At 67.0% G+C, this 14,053-nt stretch carries 15 protein-coding genes; 4 read left to right on the plus strand and 11 right to left on the minus strand.

The genetic code is table 11. The features are described 5' to 3' along the window. Positions 1-104: 104 nt before the first annotated feature. From EBL85_RS00120 to EBL85_RS00130, 3 genes are all read right to left on the minus strand, one after another. Positions 105-635, minus strand: a complete 531-nt coding sequence (locus EBL85_RS00120) for a hypothetical protein (RefSeq protein ID WP_123141923.1) — start codon at positions 633-635, stop codon at positions 105-107. Positions 636-728: 93 nt separating this feature from the next. Next, the gene (locus EBL85_RS00125) at positions 729-1,040 is read right to left on the minus strand and encodes a hypothetical protein (RefSeq protein ID WP_062276070.1); all 312 of its coding nucleotides are present in this window, start codon (positions 1,038-1,040) and stop codon (positions 729-731) included. A 142-nt stretch (positions 1,041-1,182) separates the two neighbouring features. Next, positions 1,183-2,265 carry an adenylate/guanylate cyclase domain-containing protein gene (locus tag EBL85_RS00130; RefSeq protein ID WP_123140232.1) on the minus strand — a complete coding sequence of 361 codons (1,083 nt, stop codon included), beginning with the start codon at positions 2,263-2,265 and terminating at the stop codon, positions 1,183-1,185. A gap of 142 nt (positions 2,266-2,407) precedes the next feature. Between EBL85_RS00130 and EBL85_RS00135 the strand changes: the two genes are divergently transcribed. Further along, positions 2,408-2,833: a hypothetical protein gene (locus EBL85_RS00135; RefSeq protein WP_123140231.1), complete on the plus strand. Its 426-nt coding sequence runs from the start codon at positions 2,408-2,410 to the stop codon at positions 2,831-2,833. Here EBL85_RS00135 and EBL85_RS00140 read toward each other — a convergent pair whose 3' ends face one another. Beyond that, complete coding sequence (locus EBL85_RS00140) at positions 2,834-3,244, minus strand: YidH family protein (protein WP_123141820.1); 411 nt, start codon at positions 3,242-3,244, stop codon at positions 2,834-2,836. A gap of 155 nt (positions 3,245-3,399) precedes the next feature. Between EBL85_RS00140 and EBL85_RS00145 the strand changes: the two genes are divergently transcribed. The 3 genes from EBL85_RS00145 to EBL85_RS00155 all read left to right on the plus strand — a co-directional run bounded on the left by EBL85_RS00145 (position 3,400) and on the right by EBL85_RS00155 (position 5,272). After that, on the plus strand, positions 3,400-3,915 hold the full coding sequence (locus tag EBL85_RS00145) for a YbaN family protein (protein ID WP_123141821.1): 516 nt from the start codon (positions 3,400-3,402) through the stop codon (positions 3,913-3,915). A gap of 15 nt (positions 3,916-3,930) precedes the next feature. Next, positions 3,931-4,767: a sirohydrochlorin chelatase gene (locus EBL85_RS00150; protein WP_123141822.1), complete on the plus strand. Its 837-nt coding sequence runs from the start codon at positions 3,931-3,933 to the stop codon at positions 4,765-4,767. 94 nt (positions 4,768-4,861) lie between these two features. After that, positions 4,862-5,272 carry a PilZ domain-containing protein gene (locus EBL85_RS00155; RefSeq protein ID WP_123141823.1) on the plus strand — a complete coding sequence of 137 codons (411 nt, stop codon included), beginning with the start codon at positions 4,862-4,864 and terminating at the stop codon, positions 5,270-5,272. A gap of 49 nt (positions 5,273-5,321) precedes the next feature. On the opposite strand, the gene EBL85_RS00160 is transcribed toward EBL85_RS00155, so the two are convergent. From EBL85_RS00160 to infB, 7 genes are all read right to left on the minus strand, one after another. Next, positions 5,322-6,284 (minus strand): transporter, encoded by a 963-nt coding sequence (locus EBL85_RS00160; protein WP_123141824.1) that lies wholly within the window; start codon positions 6,282-6,284, stop codon positions 5,322-5,324. 147 nt (positions 6,285-6,431) lie between these two features. Next, positions 6,432-7,178 carry a molybdopterin-binding protein gene (locus tag EBL85_RS00165; protein WP_123141825.1) on the minus strand — a complete coding sequence of 249 codons (747 nt, stop codon included), beginning with the start codon at positions 7,176-7,178 and terminating at the stop codon, positions 6,432-6,434. A 101-nt stretch (positions 7,179-7,279) separates the two neighbouring features. Next, complete coding sequence (gene pnp, locus EBL85_RS00170) at positions 7,280-9,379, minus strand: polyribonucleotide nucleotidyltransferase (RefSeq protein ID WP_123140224.1); 2,100 nt, start codon at positions 9,377-9,379, stop codon at positions 7,280-7,282. 188 nt (positions 9,380-9,567) lie between these two features. After that, the gene (gene rpsO, locus EBL85_RS00175; RefSeq protein ID WP_062276050.1) at positions 9,568-9,837 is read right to left on the minus strand and encodes a 30S ribosomal protein S15; all 270 of its coding nucleotides are present in this window, start codon (positions 9,835-9,837) and stop codon (positions 9,568-9,570) included. 163 nt (positions 9,838-10,000) lie between these two features. Beyond that, positions 10,001-10,924: a tRNA pseudouridine(55) synthase TruB gene (gene truB, locus EBL85_RS00180; RefSeq protein WP_123141826.1), complete on the minus strand. Its 924-nt coding sequence runs from the start codon at positions 10,922-10,924 to the stop codon at positions 10,001-10,003. Between the two features lie 2 nt (positions 10,925-10,926). Continuing rightward, positions 10,927-11,319: a 30S ribosome-binding factor RbfA gene (gene rbfA, locus EBL85_RS00185; protein ID WP_123140222.1), complete on the minus strand. Its 393-nt coding sequence runs from the start codon at positions 11,317-11,319 to the stop codon at positions 10,927-10,929. 22 nt (positions 11,320-11,341) lie between these two features. After that, the gene (infB, locus tag EBL85_RS00190; RefSeq protein ID WP_123141827.1) at positions 11,342-14,047 is read right to left on the minus strand and encodes a translation initiation factor IF-2; all 2,706 of its coding nucleotides are present in this window, start codon (positions 14,045-14,047) and stop codon (positions 11,342-11,344) included. Between the last annotated feature and the right edge of the window lie 6 nt (positions 14,048-14,053).

Below are 14,053 nucleotides of genomic sequence, written 5' to 3' on the forward strand. Positions count from 1 at the left end.
TCCGCGGAAAGTATCACTGCATGGATATAATCGGCGCGCGGCGGCGCCTTTAAACCCCCGGCCCGTCGATTGCCGACGAAGCGGTCCGGGCACGAGACCGGCCGCTACTCGCCCGCCGGCGCCGGCTGCGGCGATTCGAGCGCGGTGTCGGTCGAGGCGCGGAGGGTCTTGCGGTCGGTGACGGGTGCGCCCCCGAGTGCCTGACCGAGCACCCGGTGGGCGCGCTCGGCGATGAACGTGGGCGACAGCCGGCGCTCGGCGAACAGCACCCGGCGTTCGGCGACAGCATCCAGATAGAGCAGATCCGTCGCGCCCGGCGCGAAGGGGCGGCGGCTGATCCGCGCAACGCGCCCCAGGTTCAGCCCACGACCATCGTCGAGCAACACCAGGTGCGGCGCCAGCCCGCGCGCCGGATCGGGACGCGGGAAGTCGAGCACCGCGAGCAGCTCGCAGGGACGATCGCTGAGATGGGCGCCGAGCTGGCCGACGCCCTCGATCAACTCGACGAGATAGATGGTCTCACCGACGGCGTGCCGCAACCGCTCGACCTGGCGCTGATAGTCGGCGCCCGGCCATAGGTCGTCACCCGCACTCGACACGGTCGCTGCCGACTCACCCTCTGCTGCATGGCGCATCATGGTCTCCCGGGGCTGCTCGTTTCCCGTCAGTCTGCCCCAGCGGCATGGGTTTCGGAAGGGTCGGGAGGGCGGAATCCTCGAATGACGGGATCAGGCGTAGACGTCGACGCCCAGCACCTCTTCGACATAGGCCCGCTCCTGGTGCTGCTGGACGGACTCGTAGGCGTCGAGGGCGCGGCGGGTGCGCGGGTCGGTCCCGCTGTTGGCGACGAGCAGGTCGCGAGACTCCTTGCGCGCCTGCAGGCGCTCGGCGCGTTCGACCTCGGCCACCGGCCGGGCGATGCGCTCGGCCTGATCGGCACGCGGCTGCAGCTGCTCTGGGGTCGCCTGGGGATCGCGCTCGCGCTGCTGATCGAGCGGCAGCGGATAGAGCGGATGCAGCGAGGCGTTGGAGATTTGCATGAGCGCTGTCGGTTCGGGCGTCGGTCGCGGCGAGGCATCAGCAGGGCGCGGTCACACCCGGTATCGGGCGCCTCGCCCGTCAGGCCGGACGGGTGTCGGCATTATTGCCGATACGGACTGAAAATCAACGACCTGACACCCATCAGTGTCCCCAGAGCATGTGATCGACATAACGCTTGACCCGGCGGTGACTGGGGGTATCGATGGCGGTGAACTCCAGGCTGGTACGATAACTCCCCTTGTCGCGCCTGGAGCGCAGCACCCGCGCATAGACCTCCATCGCCTTGCCGGAGCCGATCTCGGGGGCGAGCGAGAGCAGGATCTCGGTGCAGGGCGGCAGCACCATAGGCAGGTCGGCACTCATCCCATAATAGCTGAGGTCGTGCACCTTGCCGACGAAGGACTCGGAGAGGATGCGCTTGGCCACCACCTGACGGAACTCCACCGGAAAGTCGACCGAGATCCGCGGCGCCTTGCGCGGCTCGACCTCGGGGACCTCGAGGCGCTGCGGCCAGTCGACGGCCTTGAGCTCATAGAGCGTGACCGGACCGGTCTTGCCCTTGACGGTGACCTGGTTGACCGCACCGATCTCGATATGCGAGCCGGCGCCGGCCTGGGCCGATTCGCTGAGCAGGACCTGCCCGCGCAGGCTGTAGTTCTCGATCCGCGCGGCCAGGTTCACCGGATCACCGATGACGGTGTATTCGTTGTGGAGCGGCGAACCGAAGCTCCCGGCCATCAAGCGACCACTGCTGACCGCGACCCCGGCATAGAGGCTCGGCTCGTTCCAGGCGCGATGGTCGCGGTTGAGCGCGACCATCGCCCGCTGCATCTCCACGGCGCAGGCGAGCGCGCGCAGCAGGTCGTCGTCACGCCGCTCGGGGACGCCGAAGACGGCCATCACCGAGTCCCCCATGAACTTGTCGACCACCCCGCCGTAGCGGGTGACCAGCTCGACCATGCGGGTGAAGAAGCGGTTGAGCAACCGCACCATCACCTCGACCGGCTGTGACTCGACCAGTGCGGTGAAGCCACGGATATCGGCGATCACCACGGTCGCTTCGGTGGCGACGATCGGCTGGGACTCGAGCAGGAAGTCGTCGAGTTGGTCGCTCAACCGTGCTCGCAGCGCCTCGATCTCGACCGCTGCCGAGGGGGCGTTGCCGGTTCCCTCGATCGCAGCGAGGATTCGCGCGAACAGCAGTTGTTTATCTTGATGTTGCATGAGACCGGACGAACTCCACCGCGTCAGAAATTGACAATCTTCATGGGGTTCGATCCCTCGATCGGCGAAGCTGATTCATCCTCAGAATTCAGGCAGTGTCGCAGCATCGCCTCTCCCCCATCCGAACCGGAGACAAGCATTCATGGATCGTTTTACACGGATCTACAGCATCGTGCTCGGCCTCATCGCCATCGGCCTGATGGGGCTGTGGCTCAAGTCGGCCTGGCAGCCGGCGGTCTGGGAACTCGACGAGATCCTGGTCGAGGACTCGATGCTCTCGTCCTATCCCTACCAGTTCCGTGTCCGCGCCTTCAGCGATGGTGTCGCCACCATCTCCACGCCGCGCTCGTTCGACATCCCGGCGATCCGCTTCCTGGAGATCATCCATCCCAACCTCGCCAACAAGGCGCAGGATGATCCCAAGATGATTGCTGCCCAACAGGAATTGATCAACCATCAGAAACGCGCCCAAGGGTTGATCCTCGCCCAGCCCCAGGTCGAGCGTGTCGACTGGCTGCTCGACACCCAGTGGCTGGCCGATCACGGGGTCCAGGTCGGCACGCGCTGATCAACCGCTGCCGGCGGGCTGGGGCGGGGCCGACCCGCCCCAGGCGTACTCGTGCAGCAGGTAGCCGCCGACCAGCCCGCCGAGCAGCACCAGCAGCAGATTGAGCACGACCCCGCCGCCCAGCAGATAGCCTGCCGGAATCTCTTCCGGCGCCAGGGTGCGCAACACCCGCCGGTGCTGACGCACCGAGTACAGCGCGCAGCCGGCCCCGAGCAGAATGAAGCACTCCCCGAGCAGCAGACTGAGGGGCCGCGCCAGCGGCGGCCGGGCAAGTGGCGCGAACTGATCGAGCGCCATCCCGAGACGATCGATGGCGAACCCGAAGGCCTGCAGCGACAGACTGGTTCGGGTCCAGGCCAGCAGCGTACGCTCGGCGGCGAAGAGTACCCGGGGATCCTGCAAGGCGGACATCGACGCCCCTCCTGGTGCTGGTGTCACCGCCCCGGTCACCGGGACAGGGGCGTGGTAAACGACTATAGTTATGCCCCTCGAGTCACGGATCGCCCAGGCCCCTCGACCTGCGCCGTCCCCATGCCATCGACCGTTCGTTCAGACAGGGTTTCCCAATGCAGGTCAGCGCTCGCATCCCCGCCAAGCTGAAGGCGATCCTCGGATCGCATCGCCGTCAGATCTTCAATCTCCTGGCCTGGTGCTGTTTCGGCCTCGGTTTTGTCGGCATGCTGGTGCCGCTGATGCCGACCACGGTGTTCTGGATCTGCGCCGCCTGGCTGTGGCTGCGCAGTCGTCCCGAGCGGGTACGCTTCCTGATCGATCATCCGCGCTTCGGTGAGTCGATCCGCGATTTCCTCGAACACGGCGAGATCTGCCCCACCGGCAAGAAGGCCGCCATCCTCAGCATGGCCGGCAGCTATCTGATCTGGTTCTCGCTGATCGGCCCCGGGCTGTGGCCGGCGCTCACCGTGGCCACCATCCTCGCCCTGGTCGCCACCTGGATCGCCACCCGCCCCGACAATCGCCACCGCCGCCGAGCCCGTCAGCAGCAAGCGCAGGTTCGGGTCGGACTCGACGAGCTGGTCTCCTCGGCCGAGCCGGTCACCGAGACGCGCGGCGTCTCGCGCTGATCCCTCTCGACCATCATGGAGTCGGTCCTGCTGCTCGACAACGGCTCGCGCCGCGCAGCCGCGGTCGACGCCCTGCGTCGTCTGGCCGAGACGCTCGGCGCCCGCTGCGGCCTGCCGATCGAGCCGGTCTCGCTCGCCCACGCCGATCGCATCCCCGCCGATCGGCTCGACGGTCGGCCCGCGACGCTGCTCGAACCCCTGCTCGAGGCGCGTCTCAGCGCCGGCGCGCGCGATTTCCTGATCCTGCCACTGTTCTTCGGTCCCAGCGCCGCACTCACCGAGGCCGTGCCCGCGCTCGTTGCGCGACTGCGCGCGCGCCACGGCGACTTCGCCCTGCGGCTCGCTCCTGAGCTCTGCCCGCTGCCGGCGGGCGAACCCCTGCTCACCCGGATCCTCGCCGAGCAACTCGCACGCCTTGCCGAGACCACCGGCGATCGGCCACGACGGGTGATCCTGGTCGATCACGGCTCACCCAACCCCGAGGTCAGCGCGGTGCGCGCCTGGTTGGCGGCACGCCTGGCCGAGCGACTTGGTCAGGTGATCGAGCTGGATCAGGCGGTGATGGAGCGCCGCCCCGGAGCGGCCTACGACTTCAACGGGCCGCTGCTCGAGCAGCAGCTCGAACGGCTCGCGGGCAACGAGTGCGACTCGCCGATCTTTCTCTCGATGTTGTTTCTCGCACCCGGCCGCCATGCCGGCCCAGGCGGCGACATCGCCGAGATCTGCGCCCGGGCCGAACAGGCCCATGCCGGGCTGCGCATCCATGTCTCCGGGCTGGTCGGGGAGCACCCGCTGCTCCCCGAGATCCTCGCCGCGCGACTACGGCAACGGGCGACGCATCACCGACTCTGACCGGGCAGCGCGACTCGCAGGGCGCTTGAGGCGATCCTCGGTCTCCCCCATCCTTGCCCGATACGACCTCTGTTCGTGCAGCCGCAGAGCCAAGATGCGCCGCTTTCTCCGTCACCCCTCAGACATCCCCATCCACTACCGACTGCCCAACCGCAACCGCCGGCGGCGCAACCGGCTGTGCAACATCGGTCAGGGCGGACTCTGTTTCCTCTCCTGCAGACGGCTACCGGTCGGCGAATCCATCCAGGTCGAGATCCCGGTCGCCCAACCGCCCTTTTGCGCCGAGGGGGTGGTGGTGTGGTGCAGACCGCGCCGCGGTCTGTTCGAGGTGGGGGTGCATTTCGCCACCGACGAGACCAGCTACCAGCTCAGGATGGTCGAACAGGTCTGTCGGATCGAGCACTACCGGCGCCGGGTACGTATCACCCAGGGACGCGAACTCAGCAGCGAACAGGCCGCAGAGGAATGGATCCGGCGCCATGCCGCCGACTTCCCCTCTGGTTGAGCGACGGCGACACCGACAACCGACATCGATGCCGCCAGCGCGGAGACGATCAATGGAAGTGATGGACGTAGCGCAGGTTCATCCGCGCGCCCTCGGGGCGGTTCTCGGCGCCGGTCTCCCAGAAGGCGTTGAAGAACAGATGATCGTGGGGGCTGAGGTGATAGAGCGCCCCGGGACCGATGGCGAATACCCGCTCCTCGCTGTCGGCGACCGACTCGCCGTCGATCTTGGAGCGGGTGATCTGTTCGAGATAGTAACCGTTGATGCCCAGACGCAGCCGGTTGGGCAACACCTCGTAGGCGGTGGAGAAGTTGATGTGGATCGCCTGTCCGGCCTGGGTGTCCTCGGCGCCGAGCCCCTTGAAGGGATCGTTGTTCTCGGCGTTCCACAGATAGTGCAGACGCCAGGAGACGGTCCAGCGCGGATTGACGAACAGGGTCGCGGCCCAGTAGGGGTTGAACGAGAAGACGTTGCTGCTGGCGTTGATCGGGGCGTCGGCGTCGTAGCTGCCGGTCGGGAGCAGCATCTGCAGCTCGATGCGGTGCATGAAGCGCGGCCCGTTCGGCCCCATGATCGGATCCCACTGCAGGAAGGGACCGACCAGGATATCGCCGAGATTACCCCCATTGGTCGAGAGCGCGAAGTTGTCGCCGGGATCGAGATCGAAATCGACCAGCGGCAGAATCAGGTCCATGCCCCACTTGCCGCCGAACAGCAGCGGCTGATCCGACTGATAGACGAGCTGGGTGAGACTGAGGTTGAGGTCGAGTTCGGCGCGCTCCCGTCCACGTGGAGTCGGGACCCGCAGATCATCGCCGGCGGCATCCTTGAGCGCACCGTTGCGATAGAACTGCAGATACTGGCTGGCATACCAGCCCGGCCCGGATGGCGGGCCGCCATCGAGAAAGCTGGTGAACCCGAGATTGACCGCCGGTAGATCATAGGCGAGCGCGCCCTGCCCCCAGACCAGCCCCACGGCAGCGACCGCCGCCTTCCATCCTCGCACGCCCATGCACACACCTCGCTGTCGTCTTGATGGCGCGGGGCCGAGCGACGACCGGAACCGTCGCTCGCCCGCCCCAGAATGATGATCGATCGCACACGAAAAGACCGCGCGGATCTTAGAGGAATGCAGGGCGGTTGGCAAAGCCTGGGCCGCTCAGCGCGGCGCGACCTCCTCGATCCGCGCATCGCCCAACGCCTCGCGCAGCGCCGCGAGCGCCTCCTCGAGCCGGTCGCGACCACGGAAACCGAGCAGGATGTGCGGATCCTCGTCCATGTGCGGCAGGCTGAACATCTTCAACTCGGGGAAGCGCTCGCCGAAACGCTCCATCAGCGGGACCAACTGGCTCTCGGGGATACCGCGCACCTTGAGCGCGACCTCGCGCTGGCGTGCGGCCAGGCCGTAGCGCGTCTCGAGCACCTGCTCGGCCATCGGCCAGGCCATCTTCGGGAAACCCGGCAGGAACCAGTGGTCACACACCATGAAGCCGGGGATGCGGTTGACCGGGTTGTCGATCAGCGCGCAGCCCTCGGGCAGCTCGGCCATCAGGATCCGGTGCGGATAGGCCGCCTCGCCGAACCTCTCCTCGAGCAGCGCCACCGCCTCGGGGTGGCGGGTCAGCGCGACCCCGGCGGCAGCGGCCGCACAGCCGCGGGTATGGTCGTCCGGGGTGGCGCCGATGCCGCCACAGACGAACACCGGCTCGGCACGCGCCATCGAGAAGCGCAGATGCGCGGTGATCACCTCGGGGTCGTCGGGCAGCATCCACTGCCAGGCCAGCTCGTGGCCGCGACCGCCGATCATCTCCTTGAAACGCTCCAGATGCTGGTCGCGACGCGCGCCGTTGAGCACCTCGTCACCGATCACGATCAGCCCGAAGCGCTGCTGGGTCTCGGTTGCCATCTTTGTCAATCGCTCCTGTCAACAGGGGGTGTTCAACGAAAAAAGGGGGCCTTGCGGCCCCCCTTTTCACGGTCGATCGATCAAGCCCCGAGGGGCCGCGATCACTCGCCGGGCTCGACCGCCTTCATGCTCAGGCGGATACGGCCCTGCTTGTCGACCTCGAGGACCTTGACGCGCACCACGTCGCCCTCGGAGAGCTTGTCGCTGACGCTCTGCACCCGCTCCTCGCAGATCTGCGAGATGTGCACCAGACCGTCGCGGCCGGGCAGGATGGTGACGAAGGCACCGAAGTCCATCAGCCGCGCGACCTTGCCCTCGTAGACCTTGCCGACCTCGACATCGGCGGTGATCAGACGGATACGCTTCTTCGCCTCTTCACCGGCGGACTTGGCCACCGAGAAGATCTTCACCACGCCCTCGTCGTTGATGTCGATGGTGGCGCCGGTCTCCTCGGTGATCGAGCGGATCACCGAACCGCCCTTGCCGATGACGTCGCGGATCTTCTCGGGGTGGATCTTGAACTCGATGATGCGCGGCGCGTGCTCGGACATCTCCTCGCGCGGCGTCGACAGCACCTTGTTCATCTCCTCGAGGATGTGCAGACGCCCGGCCTTGGCCTGCTCCAGGGCGATCTCCATGATCTCCTTGGTGATGCCCTCGATCTTGATGTCCATCTGCAGGGCGTTGACGCCCTCGGCGGTACCGGCCACCTTGAAGTCCATGTCGCCGAGGTGGTCCTCGTCGCCCATGATGTCGGTGAGTACCGCGAACTGATCATCTTCCTTGATCAGCCCCATGGCGACACCGGCCACCGGGGACTTGATCGGCACGCCGGCATCCATCAGCGCGAGGCTGGTGCCGCAGACGCTGGCCATCGAGCTCGAGCCGTTCGACTCGGTGATCTCGGAGACCACGCGCACCGAATAGGGGAACTCCTCGATGCTCGGCATCACCGCCAGCACGCCACGCTTGGCCAGACGCCCGTGACCGATCTCGCGGCGCTTGGGGCTGCCGACACGACCCGACTCACCGACGCAGAAGGGCGGGAAGTTGTAGTGGAGCATGAAGTGCTCGCGCCGCTCGCCATCGAGTGCGTCGATGATCTGCGAATCACGCTCGGTGCCCAGGGTGGTGACCACCATCGCCTGGGTCTCGCCACGGGTGAACAGCGCCGAGCCGTGGGTGCGCGGCAGCACGCCGGTGCGGATGGTGATCGGGCGCACGGTGGCGTTGTCGCGGCCGTCGATACGCGGCTCGCCGGCGATCACCGCCGAACGCACGGTGCGCTTCTCCAGCCCCTCGATCTCGCCCATCACCTGCTGCTCGGTCCAGGCCGCGTCCTCGCCCTCGCACAGCGCGGCCAGGGCCTCGGCGCGGATGGTGTCGAGCGCGGTGTAACGCGCCTTCTTGTCGTGGATGCGATAGGCCTCGGCGATGCGCGTGCCACAGGCCTCGGCGACGGCGTCGGCGAGCGCGGTGTCACGCTCCGGGGCGCTCCACTCGAAGGGCGGCTTGCCGGCCTCGGCGGCAAGTTCACGGATCGCCTCGATGACGACCTGCATCTGCTCGTGACCGAACAGCACGGCACCGAGCATCACCTCCTCGGAGAGACCACGGGCCTCGGACTCGACCATCAGCACCGCCTGCTCGGTGCCGGCGACCACCAGGTCGAGATCGGAGTCCGGTCCGAGACCGACCACCGGGGGGTTGAGGATGTATTCACCGTCCTTGTAGCCGACCCGGGCAGCACCGATCGGGCCGTTGAAGGGCAGACCGGCCAGGGCCACCGCCGCGGAAGCACCGATCAGCGCCGGCACCTCGGGGTTGACCGCCGGGTTGAGCGACTTGACCGTCGCGATGATCTGCACCTCACGCTTGAATCCATCGGCAAACAGCGGCCGCAACGGGCGGTCGATCAGACGGGCGGTGAGGATCTCGGCCTCGCTCGGGCGACCCTCGCGACGGAAGAAGCCACCGGGGATGCGGCCAGCGGCGTAGGTCTTCTCCTGGTAGTCGACGGTGAGCGGGAAGAAGTCGCGCTCGACACCGGGGCGCTTGTCCACGACCACGGTCACCAGGACCACGGTGTCTTCCATGTTCACCAGGACGGCGCCATCGGCCTGGCGCGCGATCTCGCCGGTCTCGAGCCTGACGGTCTGATTTCCGAATTGGAACTGTTTAACGATAGGGGTGGGAATCACAGGTAAATCCTCGGGGTGTATGGTCCGTCGAAGCTTCGGGCCGTGGACCCCTGCTAACCGCCTGGCGCCGATGCTCGCCGGGGTTGGCAGGGTGGTTGTCGACGCTGACGCCGGTCACATCAGAGACAGCGCCGACGGCCAGACCGGAACCGCGTTCGCGGTCCGGTCCTCGAGCCTTCGAGTACGCGTCAGCGACGCAGCCCCAGGCGCGCGATCAGGTCGCGGTAGCGATCGAGATCCTTGCGCTTGAGATAGTCGAGCAGTTTACGCCGGGAGTTGACCATGCGCACCAGGCCACGGCGCGAGTGATGGTCGTGCTTGTGTTCCTTGAAGTGATCGGTGAGCTGCTGGATACGCGCGGTGAGCAGCGCAACCTGCACCTCGGGGGAGCCGGTGTCGCTCTCGCCACGACGGTACTCTTCGACGATCTTCTTCTTGTCTTCTGCGGTCATGGTCATTGGGTGTCTCCTGGATGAGGGTGACGATGGACAGGCACAGATCCGGCGCCGCCGGATGGATCCTCCGACAATGACCTCAGGGAATCCGACCTGTCGTGGTGTGCGCGGGGCACGCCCGCGATGACGTCCTCCGCACCGCAACGGCGCGGAGGACTGGAAACGTTCAAATCAATCGCTTCGGCTGGACCTTGCCGTCGTCGAGGATGCAGCCGACGCCGAGGAACTGCTCGGAAGGATCATAGAGCCGTACCAGCCCCTCGGTCGGCGCCTGCGGCACCAGCACCGCCTGACCCTGGCGCAGATAGAAGGCGGCATCGGCCGACAGTCGCACCGCCGGCCAGTGACCGAGTGCAGTGTCGAGCCCGAGCAGCTGGGCGTCGAGCTGAGCCAGCGCGCCCTCCTCGGCCCCGGCCATTGCCTCGACCTGATCGAGGGTGACGAAGTCGGTCTCGCCCTCGCGATAAGGCCCGACCCCGGTGCGGCGCAGCGCGCTGACATGGGCCCCACAGCCGAGCTCGCGACCGATGTCCTCGGCCAGGGTGCGGACGTAGGTCCCCTTGGAGCAGTGCACGTCGAGCTCGATCTCGGGCAGCTCACAGCTGATCAGGTCGAGCGCGAAGATCTCGATCTCGCGCGGGGTGCGCTCGACCTCGACCCCCTGACGGGCGAGCTTGTAGAGTCGCTGCCCCTGGTGCTTGACCGCCGAGTACATCGGCGGCAGCTGCGAGATGGTGCCGATGAAACCGGCGATCACCTCGCGCACCCGCGCCTCGTCGACACCCTCGACCGGACGGGTCTCGAGCACCTCGCCCTCGGCGTCGGCGGTGGTGGTGGTCACCCCCAGGCGCACCCGCACCCGATAGCGCTTGTCGGCATCGAGCAGATAGGTGGAGAACTTGGTCGAGTCGCCCAGGCAGCAGGGCAACAGCCCGGTGGCCAGGGGATCGAGACTGCCGGTGTGACCGGCTTTCTTGGCCTGATAGAACCGCTTGACGCGCTGCAGCGCGTCGTTCGAGCTCAGCCCACAGGGCTTGTCGAGCAGCAGGATGCCGGTGATCTTGCGTCCCGGTCTACGGCGCGCTGCCATCGTTAGTCACGCTCCACGTCGGTGTCTTGTGAGTCGTTCCGGTCGGTCGCACCGACGGCTTGGTCGATCAGCGCGGAGAGCCGGGCCCCGCGCTCGATCGAGGCATCGAACACAAAATGCAGTTGAGGGATGGCCCGCAGACGGACACGCTGCGCCAGTGCACGGCGCAGGTATCCGGCGAGCCGACCGTTGAGCAGTCGCTCCTGGATGGCGTGATCGACGTCGTCCGGGAAGCAGGTGAAGTAGACCTTGGCGTGCGCCAGGTCGCGCGTGACCCGCACCTCCTGAATGGTGATGCTGGTCAGACGCGGGTCCTTCACCTCGTCGCGGAGCAGCACCGACAGCGTACGCTGCAGCTCGGCGCCGACCCGCTCGGTGCGGTCGAATTCCTTCATGCTGGGTTGTAACCGTAGCTGATCAAAGTTGACGCGCCCGCTCGGTACGCTCGAACACCTCGATCTGGTCTCCTTCCTGGACGTCGTTGTAGTTCTTCACGCCGATACCGCACTCGGTGCCGGCCTTGACCTCGGGGACGTCGTCCTTGAAGCGACGCAGCGACTCCAGCGCACCCTCGTAGACCACCACGTTGTCGCGCAGCACGCGGATCGGGTTGTTGCGCTTGATCGTGCCCTCGGTGACCATGCAGCCGGCGACCGCGCCGAACTTCGACGAGCGGAAGACATCACGCACCTGGGCCAGACCGATGATCTCCTCGGTGATGATCGGGCTGAGCAGACCGGAGATGGCCTGTTTCACGTCGTCGATCAGCTCGTAGATGATGCTGTAGTAGCGCAGATCGAGCCCCTTCTCCTCCACCACGCGACGCGCGGCGGCATCGGCACGGACATTGAAGCCGAGCAGGATGGCATTGGAGGTGACGGCGAGGTTGGCATCGGACTCGGTGATACCGCCGACGCCGGTGGCGACCAGCGCGACCTTGACCTCGTCGTTGGTGAGCTTGACCAGGCTCTCCTTGAGCGCCTCGAGACTGCCCTGCACGTCGGCCTTGACGATCAGGTTGACGCTCTTCTGCTCGCCGTCCTTGAGCTGGCTGAACAGCTGGTCGAGGCTCGCGCCGCGCTGCTCCTCGAAGCGATGCTGACGCAGCCGCTCGGCACGGAACTCGGCGACCTCGCGGGCACGTCGCTCGTCGCTGACGGTAATCACGTCGTCACCGGCGTTGGGCGCGCCGGAGAGACCGAGCACCTGCACCGGGATCGAGGGACCGGCCGAGTCGACCGGCTTGCCGGTCTCGTCGAACATGGCACGTACACGACCGTACTCGCCACCGCTGACGATGATGTCGCCACGATTCAGGGTACCGGCCTGGACCAGCACCGTGGCCACCGGACCACGGCCCTTGTCGAGACTCGACTCGACGATGGCGCCACGCGCCGGACCCTCGACCGGGGCCTTGAGCTCGAGCACCTCGGACTGCAACAGGATGGCGTCGAGCAGCTCGTCGATGCCGTCACCGGCCTTGGCCGAGACGCGCACCAGCATGGTGTCACCGCCCCACTCCTCGGCCACCACCTCGTGCTGAGTGAGCTCCTGCATCACCCGGTCGGGGTTGGCCTCGGGCTTGTCGATCTTGTTGACCGCAACGATCAGCGGCACCTCGGCGGCACGGGCGTGCTGGATCGCCTCGATCGTCTGCGGCATCACGCCGTCGTCGGCCGCGACCACCAGGATGACGATGTCGGTGACCTGGGCGCCACGGGCACGCATCGCCGAGAAGGCAGCGTGGCCGGGGGTGTCGAGGAAGGAGATCGTGCCCTTCGGGGTGTCGACGTGATAGGCACCGATGTGCTGGGTGATGCCACCGGCCTCACCGGAGGCGACGCGGGTGCGACGGATGTAGTCGAGCAGCGAGGTCTTGCCGTGGTCGACGTGACCCATGATGGTCACCACCGGCGGACGGGTGACCTGCTCGGCCTGCTCGACCCGCTCCTCGAACTCGTCGAGCAGCACGTCCTCGGCATCGCGCTCGTCGGCGAACACTGGCTTGTGGCCCATCTCCTCGACCAGGATCGCGGCGGTGTCGCGATCGAGGCTCTGGTTGATGGTCACCATCATGCCCTGCTTGAACAGCTCCTTGATCACCTGCGAGGACTTCACCGACATGCGGTTGGCCAGCTCGCCGACCGAGATGGTCTCCGGGATCTCGACCTCGCGCACCACAGGTGCGGTCGGCTTCTGGAAGGCGTGCTTGTCGCTGACCTGGATCTTGCCGGCCTTGCGCCGGCGACGCAGACGACCGGCGCTGTCGTCATCGACGCCTCGACGACCGCCACGCACGTCCTTGCGTGCGCCCTTCTTGGCACCACGATCATCGCGATCATCGCGACTCTCGACGCCTTTCTTGACGGTCTTCTTGCCCTTGACGGGCTCGGCGGCGGCGCGACGACTCGGGCCGGGGGCACGCTTCTTGTCGGCGCCGGCATCCGGCTCGGCGGCCTTCTCGGCAACGACAGGTTCCTCGACGGGCGGTGCCTCGGCGGCACGCTTGGCCTCTTCGGCACGGAGGCGCTCGGCCTCGGCCTCGGCCTCGGCGCGACGCTTGGCTTCTTCCTCGCGACGCTTGGCCTCTTCCTCGCGCTGACGGCGCTCCAGCTCCTCCTGCTCGGCGAGACGACGCGCTTCCTGTTCGGCGCGCATCGCTTCGAGCTCGGCGCGGCGACGGTTGTCGTCGAGCGCCGTGCTCGTCGATTTGCGGTCGTTGCCACCCCGACCACGACGATCCGGACCGGAACGACGTCCAGCGCCGCCGGCACCGGGCTCGGCGCGCTTGTAGGTGCGCTTGCGCCGCACCTCGACATTGACGGTCTTGCCACGCACGGTGGGTGCGGGACGCGCGCCGGTACGGGCGCCGGCGGCGGCAGGCTGACGCAACTCGCTGACCGACTTGCGCTTGACCGAGACCTCGCTGGAGTCGGCGCTATCGCCGCCCTCCTCCTTGCCGTGGCTGCGCCGCAGATAGCCGAGCAGCTGCTTCTTTTCCTGCTCGGTCAAGGTGGAATCGGCGCCATTGGCACTGATCCCCGCCTCGTTCAGCTGGGTGAGAAGACGCTCGACCGGGATTCCGACCGTGGAGGCGAGTTGTTTGACGGTAACTTCACTCATGGACTG

The sequence above is a fragment of the Marichromatium sp. AB32 genome (genome assembly GCF_003718675.1).
Lineage (GTDB): Bacteria > Pseudomonadota > Gammaproteobacteria > Chromatiales > Chromatiaceae > Marichromatium > Marichromatium gracile.